Here is a 21,002-nt window from a genome sequence, read left to right as displayed (position 1 = left end):
AAATTAGAAGCCAATTTGTAAACCAACCGTCGTCGTTCGATACACCGGCACCACATCCAGGTCGACGCCCCGGCTCAGGGTGCTGTTTTCATTTCCGCCCACTTCCGGCGAGAAGCCCGAGTAATTCGTGAATGTCACCGGGTTTAGGGCGTTCACGTAGGCCCGTAGCGACCGAACGCCGATGGAGCGCAGCAAGGTCGATGGCAGCGTGTAGCCAATCTGAATGTTCCGAATCCGGACAAATGAGCCGCTTTCGATGAAGTAGTTCGACACTTCGTAGTTCTGTCCGCCGTTGGTCAGGCGCGGCTGGGTCGTCGACGGGTTCTGGGGCGTCCAGCGTTCAAGGGCAATCCGCTCGTAGTTTTCGTTGCCGAAGCGGACCGCCCGCCGACCATTGTAGATTTTGTTGCCGTGTGACCCCTGCAAATCGACCCCCAGATCGAAGCCTTTGTAGGCAAAGTTGGTGTTAAAACCCCAGAATACTTTCGGAATCGGCGTGCCGAGAAATACGCGGTCGGCACCGTTGATTACGCCGTCGTTGTTGATGTCTTCGTACCGCAAATCGCCGGGCTGGGCGTTCGGCTGGGCACTGCCCCGTACCTCGTCGGCCGTCTGGAAAACGCCCACCATGTTGTAGCCGAAGAAAGCTCCGATGGGTCTGCCTACGTCGGTCAGCGTGGCCGTCCGGCCGTTGCCCAGGCTTCCGCCGATGATCGGAATCCCCCCGTTGCCCAGGTTCGTCACCTCGTTTTGCACCGTCGTCAGGTTGGCATTCAGGCTGTATTTCAAATCCCCGGCCGTGTCGTTCCAGCCCGCCGTCAATTCGAAGCCCCGGTTGTAGGCGCTGGCGGCATTGGCCTGCACCTGCCGACCATTTCCAATGTTGACGTTCAGGATCATGTCGGACGTGTTCCGGTTGTAGTAGTCGATTTCAGCCGTCAGACGGTTATCCAGGAAGCCCATTTCCAGCCCGATGTCGGTTTGGGTAACGGTTTCCCAAAGCAGGTTCGAGGTGTTCGTGCTTTGGAGCGTAGCGCCCTGCTGCAAGGTCTGACCCGAGCCAAAGATGGCGTTCAAACCGCTGCTGATCCGGGAGTAATACAGGTAATTTGGAATGTTGGTGTTCCCCAATTTCCCGTAGCTCGCCCGCAGTTTCAGGTTGCTGAACAGCGTCTGGTCTTTCATAAATGGCTCGTCGATGATCCGCCAGCCTAAGCCAACGGCCGGGAACGTGGCCCAGCGGCTTTCGGTCGGAAACCGCGACGACCCATCGCGCCGGATGCTGACCGTCAGCAAATACTTGTCGAGCAGGCTATAGTTGACCCGGAACAGGTACGACGCATACGTGAATTCGTAGCTGCGGTTGTCCGGGTTATCAGTCGTTTGCGCCCCCACGGTGCTTCCCAGCGACAGGAATTTGACGTTGTTGTTATATCCCGGCACGTTGAACCGAATTCCTTGCAACACATCCGCCCGGCTGTTTTGCGCTGTGGCCCCCAGCAATACGTTTATGTTGTGGATTTTATTGAACGTCCGGTTAAACGTTAGGGTGTTTTCCCACAACCAGGTTGTGTTTAACCCGTACTCGCGCGTTAGTTTGCTCTGGTCGTTCCGTTGGCTGGCCGACACCAGGTATTGCGGCAGGTAAACGCTGCTGTTGTTCAGTCCCAGGTCGACCCCGAAACTGGAGCGGAGCGTGAAGGATTTCAGGAAATCCAGTTCGCCGTAAATGTTTCCAACCAGTTGTCCGCTGGTGGCAATATCGTCGGTCTGGTAGGCCAGCACAGCCGCCGGGTTGGCGACCGTGCTCACGCTCGAAAAACCGTAGGTACCGTTGGCATTGATCGGGGTAATCGTCGGGTCGGCATTGTAGGCCGTCTGCACAATCCCCGCCGGAACGTTGTTGGTCTGCGAACGCGAGAAGGCCAGGTTGTTCCCCATCCGGAAGTTATCGGTCAGTTTGTAAGTGTTGTTTACCCGGAACGTCAGACGGTTATACGCCGACTTTTCCACAATGCCTTTTTCGTCGTAATAGCTTCCGCTGACGTTGAAGGTCACCCGCTCGTTTCCGCCCGAAGCCGTAATCTGGTGACTTTGCACACTACCGTTCCGGAAAACGTAATCGAACCAGTCGGTTCCGGCTCCCAGCGAACCCGGATTCGGGAACTTCGGTTGGCCGCCCTCACTGACAGCTACCTCATTCACCAGCGTGGCAAATTCACTGGCGTTGGTCATGTCCAGCTTTTTGCTGAGTTGCGTAACTCCACCGAAGCCTTCGTAATTGAACGCTGTCCGGCCCGATTTGCCGCCTTTTGTCGTGATCAGCACCACGCCGTTGGCCCCCCGTACCCCGTAAATCGCCAGTGACGAAGCGTCCTTCAATACGTCAATGGTTTGAATATCCGACGGGTTCAGAAACCGGATGTCGTCGACAAACATCCCATCGACCACGTACAGCGGATTGCTGTTCCCGACCGTACCAACTCCGCGAATACGGACGTTCGGGGCGGCTCCCGGCAAGCCCTGGTTGGTTGTGATCAACACCCCGGCGGCTTTTCCCTGCAAGGCCTGTGTAGCGGCAGCCACCGGGCGGCTGGCAATATCCTGCGCTTTCACCGACGATATAGCGCCGGTTACGTCTGCTTTTCGCTGCACACCATAACCTACGGCCACTACTTCCGTTAAGGTCGTCACATCCTCTTCCAGTTGAACGTCCAGCGTCGAACCGCTGACGGTGCGTTCGGCGGTTTTCATACCAATGAAGCTAAACACCAGCACATCGCCCTGATTCGCTTCCATACCGTATTGTCCATTGACATCTGTCGTCGTTCCCCGTGTGGTATTCTTAATCTGTATACTCACACCCGGGATGGCCGAACCGTCGGTAGCGGTCACCCTTCCGCTCACCCGTTGCTGCGCCCACCCAATCGTTGTGGCCAGCCATAGCGACATGAAAATTAGTACACCCCTCTTCATAATTTTTCGGATAAATTATTTGCTTATTCTCAGCCCAAATATAAACGGACGACCTTCGGAATATGTTTAAATAGGCTACATCAGTACTACATCATTTTAACTAAAAAAATAGTTTCAAGATAAAATCAAGGATTTTATGAATTGGCAACCAGTTAGTTGCGTTATTTATAAAATTTTTCATTGCATCGTCCCACCCATCATGTTAAATCGTTCTCGTTGGACCGGTCGCTTAATTTTTTCGTGCATCTGGTTACTTGTTGTAGTCAATTGTGCTGCTGCACCCACATCCCAACAGACCTTCCTGACTCCTTATATTCGCAATTTTTCGAAACAGAATTACCAAGCCTATAACCAGAACTGGGCGATCAGCCAGGATACGTCTACCGGTTTTGTGTATGTTGCCAATTCGAAAGGATTACTGGAGTTTGACGGTTCACGCTGGCAGACGTACCGATTGCCCAAACGGCAGATCGTCCGGGCCGTGGCCGTAGATCAAAAGGGTCTAATTTTTACCGGCGGTTTGGGTGAGTTTGGCTACTGGCAAGCCAATCCGACCGGCCTTCTTCAGTATCATTCGCTTACGGGGCTGATCACCAATTCGCGTTTCCCCAAGGAGGAAGTCTGGAACATCGTCACCGGGCCGGATTTTGTTTTCTTTCAGTCCTTTTCAACGGCTTTTCTGTATCAGCACAACCGGATTCGGGAAATCCGGTTGCCGGGAAACGTCCTTTTTCTGTACGCCGTGCATAACCGGTATTACCTCCAGGCGATTGGCAAAGGCTTGTATGAACTTATCAACGGCCAGTTTGTAGCCCTGCCTGGCACAGAAGCACTGGCCCCAACGGCTGTCCACACTATTCTGCCCTCCGGTAACGGTTTGCTGATCGGCACCCGCGACCACGGTTTATTTACGTATCAGGCGGGCAAATTGACCCAGTTGCAACACGCGGCCAGCCGGTTTTTGCAACGGCATCAATGCAACAAGGGCTTGGCGTTGCCGAATGGTCGATACGCTTTTGGAACAATTTTAAATGGAATGGTTGTGACGGACACGACCGGAGCCATTTTGTATTCGCTCACCCAACGGGAAGGTCTGCAAAACAATACGGTTCTGGCCCTGACCACCGACCGGCAGGGCAACGTCTGGACCGGATTGGACGATGGCATCGATGCCATTGCCTTCACCTATCCGCTCAAGTATTTCTCGGACCCAAGCGGACAATTGGGAACGCCGTATGATGCGGCTTTCTACAACGGTCGGTTGTATTTGGGAACCAATCACGGCGTTTACTGGTGCGATTTTCCGGCCAAAACGTCTCCCCCAGTGTACCATCTGGTTGAAGGATCACAGGGGCAAGTCTGGGATCTGGCCGTCCTGGATGGGCAATTGCTCTGCGGTCACAATGCCGGAACCTACCGCATCACGCCCGCGGGCGACTGGCAACCGGTTTCGAATCAATCCGGTGGCTGGCACTTGTCCCCTCTAGCCTCCCGGCCCGGTTTTGCCATCCAGGGATTGTATACCGGTTTGGGCGTCTACCGTCGCGATGCCACCGGGCAATGGCACTTCAGCCACCAGATTACCGGTTTTTCGGAACCGATTCGAGCGGTTTGGGAAGATGCGAACGGTGAGGTCTGGATTCGTCATGCCCACAATGGATTCGGTAAAATTCGGCTGTCATCCGATTTGCGAAGAATCACTCAGCTCACCTGGGTTTCATCCGACCCGAACGAAGAAGCCTTAAAACGCAGTTTTCGGGTTTCAGGGCCCATCCGGCGGGTGTTTTCCGGCTGGCAGGATGAGCATCTCTTTTTGCGACAGGACGGTAATTTACTGATTACGAATCCGCAGGGCCTCAAAGCCGAACTCGCCATCAGCAACTTTGCCTGGATGGACGATTATGAGAACATCGTTCCGCTCGATTCCGCCTTTTATCTGCTCTGCTTTGAGAAAGGATACGCCTTGTTGCCCCGGTCGGAGCTGGCGATGCTCAGTAACCAGCAATTGGTGAGCAAACCACTAATTCGACAGCTTGTCATCGGCACAACCGGCAATAGTCGGTCGTTCACGTTTCGGAAGGCCGCCGGGCTGACGTCGTTTGTGCCGGTTTTTGGTGCGAAAGAAAACCACCTGACTTTTCAGTTCAGCCTGCCCGAATCGTTGCAGGAATCCTCGTTCAGCTACCGCTTGCTCGGGCTGGACGAACCCTGGTCGGACTTCAGCCGAACGACGGAAAAGGAATACACCAGCCTGTTGCCCGGAACGTATACGTTTCAGGTCCGGGCTACTTCCGACGGGCCCATCACCTCGCTTTCCTTCGAAATTCTGCCGCCCTGGTACCAGAGCAACTGGGCTTACTGGGGTTATTTCCTGCTGGCTTGCGCACTAGTTGGGGTGAGCGGTTTCGTTCACCGGCGGCAAGTTCAGGCGCAGCAGTTGAAAGTTCGCCAGCAAATGGAGGAGAAGCTAGCCCGCGAACAGGAACGGCACCGGCAGCAGCTGGTTCAATTGCAAAAAGAAAAACTCGAACAGGACATCATCGGCAAATCCGAAGAACTCGCCAACACGACGATGAACCTGATTCATAAGAACGATTTGCTGCTCAAACTGAAAGGCGAAGTTGAAAAATTGAAAGACGAAGTGCGCCAACGCCAAACCGTCGACCAGGCCACCGGACACATCAACCAGCTCGTCAAACTGATCGACGCCAACATCTCCAGCCAGCACGACTGGAAGGTGTTTGAAAAGAACTTTAACAAGGTCCACGAGCAATTTTTCAAGCGGCTGTTGAGTCAATACCAGGGCTTAACCCCCGACGATCTCCGGCTGGCGGCCTATCTGCGCATGAACCTGTCGAGCAAGGAAGTAGCCAAGTTGCTCAACATCACAGTACGCGGGGTTGAATTGAAACGGTATCGGCTCCGGAAACGCCTGAATCTGGACCCGGAAACGAACCTGAATGAGTTTATGATGGCATTCTGACACAAAAAAAGACCTCCTGTTCGGGAGGTCTTTTTAGTATACTGACTACTCGGATTAGAACCGGAAGTGCGAGAACGCCTTGTTGGCTTCGGCCATCCGGTGGGTATCATCCTTCTTCTTGACGGCAGCGCCTTCACCTTTTGATGCGGCTATGATTTCCGCAGCCAACCGATCCACCATGGTTTTTTCACCACGCGAACGGGCATACTTGATCAGCCATTTCATGCCTACTGATACTTTGCGATCAGGACGCACTTCCGTCGGAACCTGGAAGGTTGCACCACCTACCCGGCGGCTTTTTACCTCTACCGAGGGCATTACGTTGTTCAACGCCTTTTTCCATACTTCCAGCCCGTTGTCATTGGTTTTTTTCTCAACCAGCGCCAGGGCGTCATAGAAGATAGAATACGACAGGCTCTTTTTGCCTTCGTACATCAGGTTGTTCACGAATTTCGTTACCAGCGTCTCCTTAAATTTAGGGTCTGGCAGAACGTATCTTTTCTTTGGTTTTGCTTTTCTCATGATCTTCAGATGATTAATCTTACTCTGAACAAAGCCTCACGCATCGTCCAGTTCAGCTTTTTAGTAAGGAGTTGCTTATTTCTTTTTACCTCCTCCTTTGCCGCCTTTCGTCGGAGCCGCTACCTGACCCGGTTTCGGACGTTTTGCACCGTATTTCGAACGGGCTTGTTTCCGGCCGTTCACACCAGCCGTATCGAGTGCACCGCGCACAATGTGGTAACGAACCCCTGGAAGGTCTTTCACCCGGCCACCGCGGACCAGGACGATCGAGTGTTCCTGCAGGTTGTGGCCTTCACCCGGAATGTAGGCGTTGACTTCTTTGCCGTGTGACAAGCGCACACGGGCTACTTTACGCAAAGCCGAGTTCGGCTTCTTGGGGGTGGTGGTGTACACGCGCGTACAGACACCACGACGTTGGGGGCAAGAGTCCAGCGCCGGCGATTTTGACTTGAAAGTCAGCTTTTCACGGCCCTTGCGTACTAATTGTTGTATCGTAGGCATTGTATCAGAATGGGTATTACTACAGTCCTCTGGAAAAATAGGAGTGCAAAATTAGCCAATTCTGACGGAAAACCAAAGAGATGCCGAAATTATTTCAAGTAGTGCGCTGGGCATGACGGTTTTAAGCTTCGCCTATTGGTCCGCCAAACTGTGTCGGAAACCGGAATGCCTCGTCTGCTCCGTTTATATCGCCGTAAGCATCCTCAAATTTTCGGATGTTATCTTTCAGAGCAGCCAGCAGCCGTTTGGCGTGTTCGGGCGTCAAAATAATTCGGGATTTTACCTTCGCCTTCGGAATACCGGGCATGAGTCGGATAAAATCGATGATAAATTCACTGTTGGAGTGGGCAATCATCGCCAGATTGGCGTAAATACCTTCCGCAATTTCTTCCGTCAATTCAACGTTGATCTGGCCTTCCTGATCGGGCGATTGGTTTTCCATGTAGATCGATCTATAAATTAAGACGAATATACGGCATAAGCCCCAGAATTGGGCACGTTTAAAAGTCCGGCCACTAAGAATCTGGCGTTTGTCCGAAAATTTTAGGTAAGATTCCTTTCCGGGTACCTACCCGGCGCAAACATGTTGCCAATTGGCTATTTTTGTACGGAAAACCCCGTTTGTTTTCCTTTTACTCCGTTCATCGTCTATGTCCTTTCGTCTGAAACCGTATTGGTGGAAATTGTTCGTCTTCTTCTATAGTACGACCGCTTTCGCCCAGACTCCGTTGTTTTCATTAAGTCGCATGCAGGAAGCGGAAAAACAACTTGTTTTACTGACCAACCCGTCCGGATTGCTGCCAATTAGTGACCTCAACGGCCTGCGGATCGCCAGCGTTCATGCTACTTTCGGGCAGCAGACGGTTTTTGATAGCCTGGTGTCGAAATACCATCCGGTCACCAGCTTTTCGCTTCCACCAAAACCGGCGGACTCGACGCTGAACCGGCTGCACGATCAGCTTAAGCTATACAATTTTGTCATCGTTACCCTTTCGGATACTTCTCCTTTTGGCCCCGGCTTGTTGAACTTCATCAAGGATCAGGAAGCCATCAATCGGGTTGCGGTTGTCATAACGGGAAATGGAAAAAATCTGGCCGCGCTCGAATCCCTGCGATCGCCCATCCTTTGGTATCCGGCTAACACGGCCGAGGGCGCTTCGGTAGCCGCCCAGGCCCTGTTTGGCGGAATAGCCGTCAACAACCGCCTGTCAGCCACGTTTAGCCCGGTTTTTAAACAAGGCAGCGGTTTTTCGACGGCCAAAATCCGGCTGGGCTATTCACTCCCCGAAGCAGTGGACATTCAAAGTACCCGGCTTACTTCCATTGATTCGTTGATGAAGATCGCCATCACCGACCACATCACGCCCGGCGCGGTGGTGCTGCTGGCGAAGGACGGACAGGTGATTTTTCACAAAGCCTACGGACACCATACGTACACGAACGAGGAGCGAACAAAACCAGATGACCTATTCGATCTGGCTTCGGTTACAAAAGTGAGTGCTACGACGCCGTCCATCATGCGGCTGTACGACCAGAAGCGAATCAGTCTGACCGATCCGATCAGCAAGTATGTGGCCCGCACGCGCTCCATTCCCGACAAGGCGACGATTACGATTCGGGAAGCCCTGCTGCACGAAGCCGGTTATACCCCCTACATTAAGTTCTACGAGCAGTTAAAACCGCTCGATTTGAGCACGGACTCTTCCGCTCAGTTTCCAACACCGGTAGCCGACGGTTTTTACCTGCGCGCCAGCTACTTTGAGGATATTATGTGGCCGGTTACGCTGCGCTCTGAGGTTTTGACGCGGGGCAAATATGTCTACAGCGACGTGAGTATGTACATGCTGAAGGAAGTCGTTGAAACGGCTTCGCACCAGAAGCTGAACGAGTATGTCCTAAATGAATTTTACCGGCCATTGGGCATGCAGGCTACGGGTTATCTGCCCCGAAACCGGTTTCCGCGCTCCCGAATTGTCCCCACCACCGAAAACGACAACTGGCTTCGGAGCATGCGGGTACAGGGTTACGTCAATGACCCGGGCGCGGCTATGGCCGGGGGCGTTCAGGGCCACGCGGGCCTGTTCGGCAACGCGAACGACCTGGCTATTCTGTATCAACTATACCTGAACAAAGGCTCGTATGGCGGGCAAAAATACTTCGAGCCTTCAACGGTTACACTGTTTACCTCGGAGCAGTCGAAAACGAGCGGCCGGGGCTACGGTTTTGCCCGGGCAACCCCCACCCCGCCGACCACCAAACCGTATCCTTCGGCACGGGCGTTTGGGCACAGCGGCTACACGGGCACCTATGTCTGGGTCGATCCCCAGTATAACATGGTTTACATCTGTTTGACCAACCGGGTTTACCCCGATGATTCGAAGACCTACGGGAAACCGACCTTCAACCTGCGCGGCCTGATTCTGGACCGGTTTTACGAAGCTGTCCTTTCCGGGAAATAACCGGGATTTTTTTGAACGGGCGTGTCTATTTACAGCGCCTGTTCAGTTCCACTTGTCACAAATGGGTTTCATTTATCCGTAAAAATTTCTTATTTACTAAAAGGACGCTAGTCCTTCGTGTTATTTAAGGTTTTTTTATTAACATTCTATGAAACCAAAATTATTCGATGTCAGTAGCCGCTCTCGCTGGCTCCTGCTTGCTTTTTTTCTCTTCCTCCAATGGAAAATTCAGGCCCAAACGACCACGTATACGTTTCAGGGCACCGTAACAACTAAATCAGACGCCAAACCGATGCCCGGTGCGTCGGTGGGGCTGGTCGGCACTACCTTCGGTGGCATTTCTGACCAAAACGGCGCGTACCGGTTTACGGCCAACCTGGCCCCCGGTTCGTACACGCTTCAATTTAGCTCCGTTGGGTACCAGACGCAGCGGCAAAACGTTTCTCTGTCGCAGAATACGACCGTTTCGACCAACATCAGCCTGGCCGACGACGCCCTGGGACTCGACGAAGTGGTGGTGACCGGAACGTCGGGCGCTACCAGCCGGAAACAACTTGGCAACACCATTGCCACCGTTCAGGCCAAAGATCTGCAACTCTCAGCCGCTACCTCCATCGATCAGGCACTGGCCGGGAAGCTTTCCGGCGCGCAGATTACCCAGAACTCCGGGAACCCGGCGGGCGGGATCAGCGTCCGGCTCCGGGGACCAAGTACCATCGTTGGTTCGTCTGATCCGCTTTATATTGTGGACGGTGTAATTGTGAATAATGACTCCCGGGAACTGATCGATTTGGGGGGATATTCGCAAAACCGCTTGGTCGATATCAACCCGAACGACATCGAACGCATCGAAATCATCAAAGGAGCAGCCGCAGCCGCCATTTACGGGTCGCGGGCCAACAACGGTGTGGTGCAGATTTTCACCAAGCGTGGCCAGGAAGGCCGCCCGACCATCACGTTCTCAACGCAGTTTCGGGTCAGCGATATTCGGAAAACGCTGCCGTACAACGAGCACCCTGCGACGTTTACCAACACGACGGTAACCGACAACACGCAGACGCCCGTCACGCGCTACGACCTCCAGAAAGACATTTTCCGGACCGCTACGGGCCACGAGCAATACCTGTCGGTTTCGGGCGGAACGCCCATGACGCAATATTTCTTCTCCGGCTCGTTGTTTGCCAATCAGGGAATCGTGCGCGGATCGGATTTCCGCCGGGCGTCCAGCCGGATGCGGATTCAGCAAACGCTGGCCAAATGGGCAACGCTGAGCATCGGTTCGGCCTATACCTACAGCACCAGCCAGGAAATCCCGAACGGGGGGATCAACGAAGCCTACGGTGCCTTGACCGGTTTTATTTTCAGCAACAACTTCATCAACCCGCAACCCGACCCGGCCACGGGCGTTTACCCTTCGACGGCCCCGGTTTCGGTGCTTCGGCGTACCAACCCGCTGGAAGCCATCGCCCGCTTCGATTTCCGCCAACGCACCAGCCGCTACATCGGCGACGCCCAGTTGAATCTGACGCCCTTGCCCGGTTTGGGCATCGACTTTACGTTCGGGCTGGACACGTATTCGCAACTGGCTACCGGTTACATTCCGCCGAACAACACGACGCCCTCCTACAACGCCGGGTATTCGCGCAAGAGCGAAGCGACGGTTTTGCAGGTCAACAACGATTTGAACATCCGCTACCAGACCAGCCCGACGGAATGGCTGAAATCGACGACCGGCGTCGGGGCCACGGTGCAATATGACCGCAGCTTTACCACCGGCATCACGGCCCAGCAATTGGGTGTGTTCGGCCAGACCATCAACAATGGAGCTAACATTGTTGCCTCCGAAAACCGCTCGGAACGGAGCTTCATCGGGGTTTTCGCGCAGCAAACGTTTGGCCTGTTCAACCGGTTTTTCGTGACGGCGGCCGGTCGGGTCGATGCGGCTTCGGTGTATGGTGTGGATAACCGCTGGCAGTTTTATCCGAAACTCAGCGGGTCGTATGTCATTTCGGAAGAACCGTTCTGGCAAGGCTCATCACTCGCAACCATTTTGCCCGACTTTAAAGTTCGGGCAGCCTGGGGGCAGGCCGGTAACCTGACGGCCATCGGCCCCTACGACCGCTTTACAAACTATACGCCGGTAACGGTTGGGGGACTGGTCGGCTATGCGGCTCCTGCGCAGTTGGGCAACTTCAGCGTAAAACCGGAGCGCCAGACCGAACTGGAAATCGGGACGGATTTCAGCCTGGTTCAAAACCGGATCGGCGTTGAATTCACCTACTACCATAAAGAAGTACAGGATTTGATTCTAAACCGGACACTTTCGCCGAGCAGTGGCTACAACAACCGCTTTGTGAACATTGGAACCATGACCAACCGGGGTTTCGAAGTGCTCGTCCGCGCCATTCCGGTTGAAACCAAGAACCTTCGCTGGAACCTGACGGCGACGTATACCCGCAACAAGAACGTTACGGATGGCGTCGAAGGCAACGGGGTTTTACCGTTCGCAGGCGGTTTTGGTCAGGTAGCGGCTGTCAACGGGTATGCGTTGGGCGCTTTCTATTCGACGTTCTTCGCCCGCAATCCCGATGGTAGTCTGTTGCTGACGCCGGGCGGTTTGCCGCAACGGGAGCGGGGTGTTCAGGGACCGAACGGCACCTACACCGTTCAACGGGCGGCCGACGGGCAACCGAGCGGAGCCATTTTGAGCAAGGTGATTGGCAACCCAAACCCGACCGCCATTTACTCGCTGATTAACGAGGTGTCGGTCGGTTCGCGCTGGTCGTTCCGGATGCAGTGGGACGCCATGCAGGATTTCGACGTGTTTAACTTCACCCGGCGCGTCGGCGACCGCGACCTGTACGGTGGTCTGAAAGGCTACGAACCCGAGTTGCGGGGCGAAGTACCGAAAGGAACCAGTGCGGCCCTGTTTGCCATTTTCGAAAACTGGATTGAAGACGGCTCGTTCGTTAAACTTCGAGAGTTGTCGGCGGCTTACACGGTCACACCCAAATTCTGGGGCTTTCGCAACGTGCGGTTTAGCGTCGCAGGCCGGAACCTGCTGTCGATCGACAACTACAGCGGCTATGATCCGGAAACCAATGCCGCCGGTCAGTCAAATGCTGTGCGGGGTTTTGACTTCGTGGAAGTACCTATCCCGCGTACACTGACGCTCGGAATCAACGCCAACTTTTAGCGGATTTCGCACGGTTTTGATCCGAACGGTTTTTATTTTTTCTTATCGATACTGATTATGAAACCAATACGACTTTTCATTTTTATCGCTTTTCTGTCGCTAGCGGGTTGTCAGCTCGACCTGACCAACCCTAACGGCCCAACCGACGCGCAGGTACTCAGCACCCGCGACGGCATGATCACGTCGAGCATCGGGATGCGGCAATTTTATTCGACCTCGGCGCTGGAATCGCTCATCCTGACGACCGGCACCACGGCCCGCGAAGTGAAGGGCATTACCACGTTTACCAACATTATTGAACTGGAAACGGGTGGGACAGGCCTGCCAACGTTCAACGGGAATGTGCTCAACCTCTGGCTGCGGATGTTGCGGGTGATGGGGATGGCTGAGGACATCATCGCCAACGCCCCGACGGTTTTGGCCAATGAACCCGCTTTCCGTAACGGCATCGTGGCCCACGCCAATCTGTTCAAAGCGATGGCGCTCGGCGGGCTGGCCACGGCCTTTGAACAACTGCCGCTGCAAACCAACCGTACTGGCTCAGTAACGTTTACGGACCGTAAAACCGCCCTGACCGAAGCCATCCGACTCCTCGACGAAGCCGCTTCACTGATCGGGACCACCCCACTTCCGGCTACGTTTACCAGCCAGGTAACCGGTGCGGATTTCGATCTGGTCAACACGATTCAGGCGTATCGGGCGCGGTATAATCTGGTGGCCGGGAATTACGCGGCCGCGCTGACGGCGGCCAACGCGGTGAATCTGACGGCCCGGTCGCAGTTTGTGTACAATACGCAAAGCCCGAACCCGGTTTACCAGCAGGTTCAGATTTCGGCCAACTACGCCCCCCGGGCCAATCTCGGTTTACCGGCCAGCCTGCTCGAAGCGGGCGACGGTCGGCTGGCGTTTTACCTGACCACGCCCGAACGAACCGTAGGGGGTGAGGCCCTGAGAACACTGAAAGGATTCTTCGACGCCATCGACCGGCCCATTCCGGTGTATCTGCCCGACGAAATCCGGCTGATTCGCGCCGAAGCCCTTGTCCGTAGCAACGGCAGTTTGACTGCGGCTGTGACGGACATCAACGCCGTCCGGACGCAACAGACCGGCGATCCATTCGGCGTCTATGCCGGACTCCCCGCCTACAGCGGCCCCGTGACCGCCGAAGCGCTGCTGACGGAAATTTACAAGCAACGCGGAGCCGAGCTATTCCTGACCGGTCAGCGACTGGAAGACAGCCGCCGGTTTGGCCGCCCCGCCCCACCCGCCAACCTGACGGAGCGGAACCGGAATTTCTACCCATATCCCGACCAGGAACGGCTGACCAACCCAAATACCCCCGCCGATCCGGCCATTTGATCAAATTTTGTTGTTTCCCGCCCGGTTTTTTGAAACCGGGCGGGAAATGTCATGATTTATGAGTCCTCTCCCGAACTTTTATTCTTCTTTTTCTGCGTTGGTCAGGTTTGTCAGAAAGTGCATGGTACGTTATTAATCGCTTGTATTTCTGGGGAATCGAAAAACTAATGCAAGGTGTAGCTGCTTGGTAAAAGTCTCATTTCTCGCTGGATAATAAGCCGTTAAATTCGTAGCTTAGCTTGTCTTATCTCCACGCTCCACGTATGATCCAGCTAGCTACTGCCAGTAAGCTTATTCGCTTTAGCATCCATCTGCTGTTGCTGTCGGGCGGGTTCTACTCTATCGGATTCTCTCAGGTAATCGCCCCTCAGCCCTTCTCGTTACAAGGCACTCTGTCTACTGTCAGACAAGGCAAGGTCTATCTGCTGAGTCAGGACAAAACACCAATCGATTCTACCGAACTAGTCGACAACCGGTTTTCTTTCCGGGGGCAATTAGCTGAGCCCGGTTTGCATCTTTTGCAAGTAGCGAACGACGAAATGACGTATCCAGTCTTCCTGGAAGGAACTTCCATGCGGTTCACACTTAATAAAGATCAGACATACCAGGTAACCGGCTCATCGCTTCATACGCAGTGGGACGCGTACGAAAACAAATTTTTGGGTTCAGCAAGGGATAAGTTAATCCGACTCTTTTCAGAAAAAAGCAACGCTCAACAGAAAGGTGATTCCATTCTGGTAGATAAGCTAAGAAGGCAAAACGACACACTTAGCGTCGCCATTGGTCGGGAAATGCTGGATTGGGTTACCCGCAAACCGTATACCTTTTTCAATGTATACCTGTTACAGCAGCGATCATTCAGCGATGAGTTCATCGCTAACCGGCTAAGTGAACTCCGACCACAATTTAGTAACTATCCTTCCTTTCAAAGCCTGGAACAAGGGTTAAAAGTAAGAAAACAGATGCTCGAAAAGGTTGCGCCTAACCAGGTGGCACACGCCTTCAGTTTGCCCGATAGCAGTGGTAAATCTTACTCTTTAGCCTCTTTGATGAACAAAGCGGTTTTAGTCGATTTTTGGGCAAGCTGGTGCGGCCCCTGCATTCAGCAAATGCCCGCGTTGAAAGCCTTACAGGCGGCTTTTGGTCCCAAGGGATTAACGATCATTGGCGTGTCAATCGATGATAACCGACAACATTGGTTGCGGGCCCTTCGGCGGCTTCAGCCAGCGGGAATACAATTGCTGGCCAGTAAAAACGAGGAAATAAAACAGCAGTACGCCCTTTTTTCGATTCCTCGAACATACCTACTCACGCAAGATGGGAAAATTGTCGCGTTGAATCTGGAAGGGGAAGCACTTACAAAAAAGGTTGCTGAATTACTGGAGCAGCAACGGTAGAGGAATGCGTGCAAAAGCCCTTGTCAGAAGCCTCCAGGTAACAATTATTTAATCAACCGTTTGCTCAAGGCTTTAAGGTGTCCGGTTTTCTTTTGTGTAGTTTCGGGTAAGATATTTCTCAACTCGATCACACATGCCACTCCATCGCTACGGCATCCTGAAAGGAAAAGCCATCGACTCCCAACCCGGCAGTATTCAAAGCAACCACTTCCAGGTTCACATCCGGGCTAATGGCGAAAGCCACCGCATCGCCATCAATGTGTACTCCAACGATACGCAAAACCGGGATCTTCAATTCCTGGTTGTCGATCCGTTTCAGCATCCTATCTGCGACCGGATTAAGGGCCTGAACGAAGGGTTCACGCCGGTGGCCTCCCAGCCGGGAGGGATGGCCCTGGACTTCATTCGCGGTAACCTCTTTGATATCAGCCAGATGCAAATCCTGCCGCCGTCGCAGGACGGTCCAGATAATGATCTGAACGATAAAATCGGCTTCTACATCAGCCAGGCCCAGACCCGGCAGGCGGATGTGTACGCCTTCGGGGAAAGATGGGGCCCTGAACCGACTAAAGCGGACCGGTATTTCGGTTTTTTGCCCGGCAACGGGATTCACGATATTCATATGAACCAGGGCAACCCGCCCGGCCGGTTTGCGGGTGATAATGGCGTCTGGCAGGATGGCGGGGTGTTAATTCACTTTCCGGAGGAAAACCGCTGGGTAGCGTATTTTCTAAAATTCCAGTCACAGGCTGTTCACACGGACGATGGTGGAGGTACGGGCGGCAACCCAGGCGGTGGACCCATTGTGACCGATCCGGACAACGAGCCCGCGATTGTGAAAGGCGTCCGGATTCTGGCGGCTTTGGTCAACCCAGCGCCCGAAGATGTGGGTCACGAAAAAGTGTTGCTGTTTAATCCGCTGGCTGACCCCATTTCGCTCCAGGGCTGGGGTTTGCTCGACAGTCAGAAAAAGAAAGAACCGCTCCAGGCGCAACTCGCATCCGGCGCGACACTGACCGTCCAACTGACCGGTCGAAATGCCCAACTGTCGAACAAAGGCGGGATCATCACGCTGGTTGACGAGGAAGGGTTGAAGATTCACGGGGTCAGTTACACGAAGGAGCAAGCCCGGCCGGAGAATGAGTGGTTGGTTTTCTAATGTTGATCCTGCTATAAACACAAACGGGGTCAGACCTTGCGGCCTGACCCCGTTTGTTATTGAATCAAGTACGGTTTTACACCGTCTCGCGACGTTTGCTCCGCGTGAACTTCTCGCGCGTTTCCACGAACGATTCGTACTCCTCTTTTGAGCTGACGATGATGTTGTTGTACCGCCGTGAACCCGTACCCGCCGGGATCAGATGGCCCACCAACACGTTCTCTTTCAAGCCTTCGAGGTAATCGGCTTTGCCCCGGATCGACGCTTCGCTCAACACCTTCGTCGTTTCCTGGAACGAAGCCGCCGACAGGAAGCTTTCCGTACCCAGCGACGCCTGTGTGATTCCTTGCAGCGTCGGTTGCGAAACGGCCGGCATGGCATCCCGCACCTGCACCAGTTTCATATCCCGGCGTTTCAGGCTTGAGTTTTCATCCCGCAGACGACGAACCGAAATGATCATCCCCGCTTTCAGGGTTTCCGAATCGCCCGGATCCATGACCACTTTCATGTTCATGATCTTATCGTTTTCGTTCCGGAAGGTCCATTTATCCACCGATTGCATATCCAGGAAGATCGTGTCGCCCGCATCCATGATTTCCACTTTCTGCATCATCTGACGAACAATCGCTTCGATGTGCTTATCGTTGATTTTCACCCCCTGCAGACGGTATACTTCCTGAATTTCGTTCACCAGGTATTCCTGAACGGCGGTCGGCCCTTTGATCGACAGAATGTCTGACGGCGTAATGGCACCATCCGACAGCGGATCACCCGCCCGAACGAAGTCGTTGTCCTGCACCAGAATGTGTTTCGACAGCGGCACCAGGTATTTTTTCTTCGTGCCGTCTTTCGACTCGATATAGATCTCGCGGTTACCGCGTTTGATCGTCCCGTAGGTAACCACACCGTCGATTTCGCTGACCACCGCCGGGTTCGACGGGTTCCGCGCTTCGAACAATTCCGTTACCCGGGGCAGACCACCCGTGATATCACGGGTCTTACCGACGTTACGCGGAATCTTCGCCACCGGCTGACCGGCTTTGATGTCCTGACCGTTTTTCACGACCAGACGCGCGCTAACCGGCAGGTTGTAGCCTTTCTCGGTCGTGTCTTCCAGCAACGTGCTCGTTCCTTTGACGATGATCGCCGGGTTTTTGGTCTTGTCGCGGCTTTCGATGATCACCATTTCCTGGAAGCCGGTTTGTTCGTCAAACTCTTCGCGGTAGGTAATCGCTTCTTCAATCGCTTCAAATTCCACTTTACCCGTCAATTCCGACAGGATCACGGCGTTGTACGGGTCCCAGGCGCAAAGCTCATCGCCTTTTTTCACTTGCGTGTTTTCTTTCACGCGCAGGAAAGCACCATACGGTACGTTGTTGCTGATCAGGACCAGATTCGGGTTGGCCGGATCGACAATCTTGATCTCACCCGAACGACCCATCACAACCGTGATCGGGTTGCCTTCGTTATCGACCGATTCCACCGTCCGCATTTCTTCGAACTGCACAATTCCGTCGAATTTCGCCCGGATCGAGGCATCGACCGCGATGTTGGAAGCTGTACCACCCACGTGGAAGGTCCGAAGTGTCAACTGCGTACCCGGTTCCCCGATGGATTGCGAGGCAATAACGCCCACGGCTTCCCCGATGTCGACCATCCGGCCCGTGGCCAGATTTCGGCCGTAGCATTTCGCGCAAACCCCTTTCTTGGATTCACAGGTCAATACCGACCGGATTTCGACAGTTTCGATGCTTGTTTCATCAATGTCCGCAGCGATTTCTTCCGTGATTTCACTACCACCGGCCACAATTAGTTCTTTCGTCAACGGGTTGTAGATGTCGTGAACCGACACCCGGCCCAGAATCCGTTCCGACAGCGGCTCAACGATGTCTTCGTTGTCTTTCAGCGCCGAGATTTGCAGACCACGCAGCGTACCACAATCGTCTTCGGTAATGATCACATCCTGCGCCACGTCGTGCAGACGGCGGGTTAGGTAACCAGCATCGGCCGTTTTCAAGGCCGTATCCGCCAAACCTTTCCGTGCCCCGTGCGTCGAGATGAAGTATTCCAATACGTCCAGCCCTTCTTTGAAGTTTGACAGAATCGGGTTTTCGATGATTTCACCGACCGAACCTTGCAGGTTCTTCTGCGGTTTGGCCATCAAGCCCCGCATACCGCCCAACTGACGAATCTGCTCGCGCGATCCCCGTGCACCGGAGTGCATCATCATGAAGATCGAGTTAAAGCCTTGTTGATCGGCTTCCAACTGCTTCATCAGGGTTTCCGTGATCCGGCTGTTGACGCGCGTCCAGATGTCGATCACCTGGTTGTAGCGTTCGTTTTCCGTAATCAAACCCATCAGGTAGTTGTTCCAGACGCCTTCTACTTCCTGCTTGGCTTCTTCGATCAGTTTCTCTTTCGCATCCGGGACTTTTACGTCGCTCAGACCGATTGACAAACCGCCTTTAAAGGCCATCTGGAAACCAAGCTCCTTGATATCATCGAGGAACTGGGCGGTTTTTGAACCACCGGCAATCTTGAAGATGTAGGCAATGATTTGCTGTAGTTTTTTCTTCGTCAACAGTTCATTGATGTACCCTACTTCTTCCGGAACCGACTGATTGAACAGTACCCGGCCGGCCACGGTTTCGATCAACTTGGTTTCGAGTTCACCTTTCTCGTTCCGAACCTTCGCCCGAACTTTGATATTGGCGTGTTTCGAAAGTTTCTTCTCGTTAATCGCAATAATCACCTCTTCGGCCCCGTAGAACGTCATACTTTCCCCGGCAATTGGGTATTCCGGCGTGCTCTTACGACCTTTCGTCACGTAGTACAAGCCCAATACCATGTCTTGCGACGGTACCGTGATCGGCGCTCCGTTTGCCGGGTTCAGAATGTTGTGTGACGCCAGCATCAGCATCGACGCTTCCAGGATGGCTTCCTGTCCGAGCGGAACGTGAACGGCCATCTGGTCACCGTCAAAGTCGGCGTTGAAAGCCGTACAGACGAGCGGGTGCAACTGAATCGCTTTTCCTTCAATCAGCTTCGGCTGGAATGCCTGGATACCCAGACGGTGCAGCGTTGGAGCACGGTTTAGCAAAACCGGGTGTCCTTTCAGAACGTTTTCCAGAATATCCCAGATGATCGGGTCTTTCCGGTCCACGATTTTCTTCGCCGATTTAACGGTTTTGACGATCCCGCGTTCGATCAGCTTCCGGATAATGAACGGCTTGAACAACTCAGCCGCCATGTCTTTCGGCAAACCGCATTCGTGCAGTTTCAATTCCGGACCCACCACGATCACCGAACGACCGGAGTAGTCGACCCGTTTCCCGAGCAGGTTTTGCCGGAACCGGCCTTGTTTCCCTTTCAGCATGTCTGAGAGGGATTTCAGCGCCCGGTTTCCTTCGGAGCGAACAGCGTTCACTTTCCGCGAGTTGTCAAACAGCGAGTCGACGGCTTCCTGCAACATCCGTTTTTCGTTCCGCAGAATCACCTCCGGCGCTTTGATCTCGATCAGACGCTTCAGACGGTTATTCCGGATGATCACTCGGCGGTACAAGTCGTTCAGGTCAGACGTTGCAAACCGGCCACCGTCCAGGGGAACGAGCGGACGCAGTTCCGGCGGAATCACCGGCACCATCCGAATCACCATCCACTCCGGACGGTTTTCGACACGGGTGTTGGCATCCCGAAACGCTTCTACGACTTTCAGGCGTTTCAGCGCTTCGGCTTTCCGTTGCTGCGATGTATCGGTTGCAGCCGCGTGGCGCAGGTTGTACGACAATTCGTCGAGGTTCACCCGCGACAGCAGCATTTCGAGGGCTTCGGCCCCCATTTTGGCAATGAATTTCTGCGGATCAGAATCCGGCAGCAATTGGTTACCACTCGGCAGTTTGTCGACAATATCCAGGTATTCGTCTTCCGTCAGGAAGTCCAGTTCCTGAATACCGTCTTCGCCTTTGATGCCCGGTTGAACGACGACGTACCGTTCGTAATAGATAATCTGGTCGAGTTTTTTCGTAGAAAGCCCGAGCAGGTATCCAATTTTATTGGGAAGGCTCCGGAAATACCAGATGTGTGCCACCGGAACAACCAGTTCAATGTGACCCATCCGCTCCCGACGCACTTTCTTCTCCGTCACTTCGACCCCACAGCGATCACAGATAATGCCTTTGTAGCGAATACGCTTGTATTTACCACAATGGCACTCCCAGTCTTTGACCGGCCCGAAGATTCGCTCACAGAACAAACCGCCCATTTCAGGCTTGTAAGTCCGGTAATTGATTGTCTCCGGCTGCGTTACTTCACCATACGAACTCTCCAGAATGGACTCGGGCGAGGCCAGGCTGATCAGCACTCTGGAAAAGTCGCTGTTGAGCTTCTTATTCTTTTTGAATGACATTGGATGGAGTTTTATTGGGTGAAATTATTTGTATAGCTGCTTCTG

The 21,002-nt window shown here is 53.8% G+C and carries 11 protein-coding genes; 6 read left to right on the top strand and 5 right to left on the bottom strand.

Annotation, left to right across the window (positions count from 1 at the left end; all coding sequences use genetic code 11):
- Positions 1-3 precede the first annotated feature (3 nt).
- Positions 4-2,976 carry a SusC/RagA family TonB-linked outer membrane protein gene (locus tag ACO2Q8_RS05940; protein WP_423343867.1) on the bottom strand — a complete coding sequence of 991 codons (2,973 nt, stop codon included), beginning with the start codon at positions 2,974-2,976 and terminating at the stop codon, positions 4-6.
- Positions 2,977-3,175: 199 nt separating this feature from the next.
- Here ACO2Q8_RS05940 and ACO2Q8_RS05935 point away from each other — a divergent pair, with 199 nt between their 5' ends.
- Positions 3,176-5,959, top strand: a complete 2,784-nt coding sequence (locus ACO2Q8_RS05935; RefSeq protein ID WP_423343866.1) for a triple tyrosine motif-containing protein — start codon at positions 3,176-3,178, stop codon at positions 5,957-5,959.
- A gap of 54 nt (positions 5,960-6,013) precedes the next feature.
- On the opposite strand, the gene rpsG is transcribed toward ACO2Q8_RS05935, so the two are convergent.
- The 3 genes from rpsG to ACO2Q8_RS05920 form a co-directional block, all read right to left on the bottom strand.
- Entirely contained in the window at positions 6,014-6,481 is a 468-nt protein-coding gene (gene rpsG / locus ACO2Q8_RS05930) for a 30S ribosomal protein S7 (RefSeq protein WP_423343865.1), read from the bottom strand.
- 75 nt (positions 6,482-6,556) lie between these two features.
- On the bottom strand, positions 6,557-6,982 hold the full coding sequence (rpsL, locus tag ACO2Q8_RS05925) for a 30S ribosomal protein S12 (RefSeq protein WP_111626164.1): 426 nt from the start codon (positions 6,980-6,982) through the stop codon (positions 6,557-6,559).
- A gap of 121 nt (positions 6,983-7,103) precedes the next feature.
- Positions 7,104-7,424 (bottom strand): DUF3467 domain-containing protein, encoded by a 321-nt coding sequence (locus ACO2Q8_RS05920; RefSeq protein WP_423343864.1) that lies wholly within the window; start codon positions 7,422-7,424, stop codon positions 7,104-7,106.
- Between the two features lie 208 nt (positions 7,425-7,632).
- On the opposite strand from ACO2Q8_RS05920, the gene ACO2Q8_RS05915 reads away from it, so the two are divergent.
- The 5 genes from ACO2Q8_RS05915 (at position 7,633) to ACO2Q8_RS05895 (ending at position 16,552) form a co-directional block, all read left to right on the top strand.
- On the top strand, positions 7,633-9,441 hold the full coding sequence (locus ACO2Q8_RS05915) for a serine hydrolase domain-containing protein (RefSeq protein ID WP_423343863.1): 1,809 nt from the start codon (positions 7,633-7,635) through the stop codon (positions 9,439-9,441).
- Between the two features lie 148 nt (positions 9,442-9,589).
- Positions 9,590-12,637 carry a SusC/RagA family TonB-linked outer membrane protein gene (locus tag ACO2Q8_RS05910; protein WP_423343862.1) on the top strand — a complete coding sequence of 1,016 codons (3,048 nt, stop codon included), beginning with the start codon at positions 9,590-9,592 and terminating at the stop codon, positions 12,635-12,637.
- 57 nt (positions 12,638-12,694) lie between these two features.
- Positions 12,695-13,996 (top strand): RagB/SusD family nutrient uptake outer membrane protein, encoded by a 1,302-nt coding sequence (locus ACO2Q8_RS05905; RefSeq protein WP_423343861.1) that lies wholly within the window; start codon positions 12,695-12,697, stop codon positions 13,994-13,996.
- Positions 13,997-14,259: 263 nt separating this feature from the next.
- Positions 14,260-15,393, top strand: a complete 1,134-nt coding sequence (locus tag ACO2Q8_RS05900; RefSeq protein WP_423343860.1) for a redoxin family protein — start codon at positions 14,260-14,262, stop codon at positions 15,391-15,393.
- Positions 15,394-15,526: 133 nt separating this feature from the next.
- Positions 15,527-16,552 (top strand): DUF2278 family protein, encoded by a 1,026-nt coding sequence (locus ACO2Q8_RS05895; protein ID WP_423343859.1) that lies wholly within the window; start codon positions 15,527-15,529, stop codon positions 16,550-16,552.
- A gap of 76 nt (positions 16,553-16,628) precedes the next feature.
- Here ACO2Q8_RS05895 and rpoC read toward each other — a convergent pair whose 3' ends face one another.
- Entirely contained in the window at positions 16,629-20,957 is a 4,329-nt protein-coding gene (gene rpoC, locus ACO2Q8_RS05890) for a DNA-directed RNA polymerase subunit beta' (RefSeq protein ID WP_423343858.1), read from the bottom strand.
- Positions 20,958-21,002: the final 45 nt, after the last annotated feature.

This window comes from Larkinella sp. VNQ87, assembly GCF_049445795.1.
GTDB lineage: Bacteria > Bacteroidota > Bacteroidia > Cytophagales > Spirosomataceae > Larkinella.
This window is presented reverse-complemented; position numbering and strand designations above follow the sequence as displayed.

What these genes read in the sequence shown, in the direction of transcription:
- ACO2Q8_RS05940 (WP_423343867.1), bottom strand. Translation starts at nt 2,976, where the DNA reads ATGAAGAGGGGTGTACTAATTTTCATGTCGCTATGGCTGGCCACAACG.
- ACO2Q8_RS05935 (WP_423343866.1), top strand. Translation starts at nt 3,176, where the DNA reads ATGTTAAATCGTTCTCGTTGGACCGGTCGCTTAATTTTTTCGTGCATC.
- rpsG (WP_423343865.1), bottom strand. Translation starts at nt 6,481, where the DNA reads ATGAGAAAAGCAAAACCAAAGAAAAGATACGTTCTGCCAGACCCTAAA.
- rpsL (WP_111626164.1), bottom strand. Translation starts at nt 6,982, where the DNA reads ATGCCTACGATACAACAATTAGTACGCAAGGGCCGTGAAAAGCTGACT.
- ACO2Q8_RS05920 (WP_423343864.1), bottom strand. Translation starts at nt 7,424, where the DNA reads ATGGAAAACCAATCGCCCGATCAGGAAGGCCAGATCAACGTTGAATTG.
- ACO2Q8_RS05915 (WP_423343863.1), top strand. Translation starts at nt 7,633, where the DNA reads ATGTCCTTTCGTCTGAAACCGTATTGGTGGAAATTGTTCGTCTTCTTC.
- ACO2Q8_RS05910 (WP_423343862.1), top strand. Translation starts at nt 9,590, where the DNA reads ATGAAACCAAAATTATTCGATGTCAGTAGCCGCTCTCGCTGGCTCCTG.
- ACO2Q8_RS05905 (WP_423343861.1), top strand. Translation starts at nt 12,695, where the DNA reads ATGAAACCAATACGACTTTTCATTTTTATCGCTTTTCTGTCGCTAGCG.
- ACO2Q8_RS05900 (WP_423343860.1), top strand. Translation starts at nt 14,260, where the DNA reads ATGATCCAGCTAGCTACTGCCAGTAAGCTTATTCGCTTTAGCATCCAT.
- ACO2Q8_RS05895 (WP_423343859.1), top strand. Translation starts at nt 15,527, where the DNA reads ATGCCACTCCATCGCTACGGCATCCTGAAAGGAAAAGCCATCGACTCC.
- rpoC (WP_423343858.1), bottom strand. Translation starts at nt 20,957, where the DNA reads ATGTCATTCAAAAAGAATAAGAAGCTCAACAGCGACTTTTCCAGAGTG.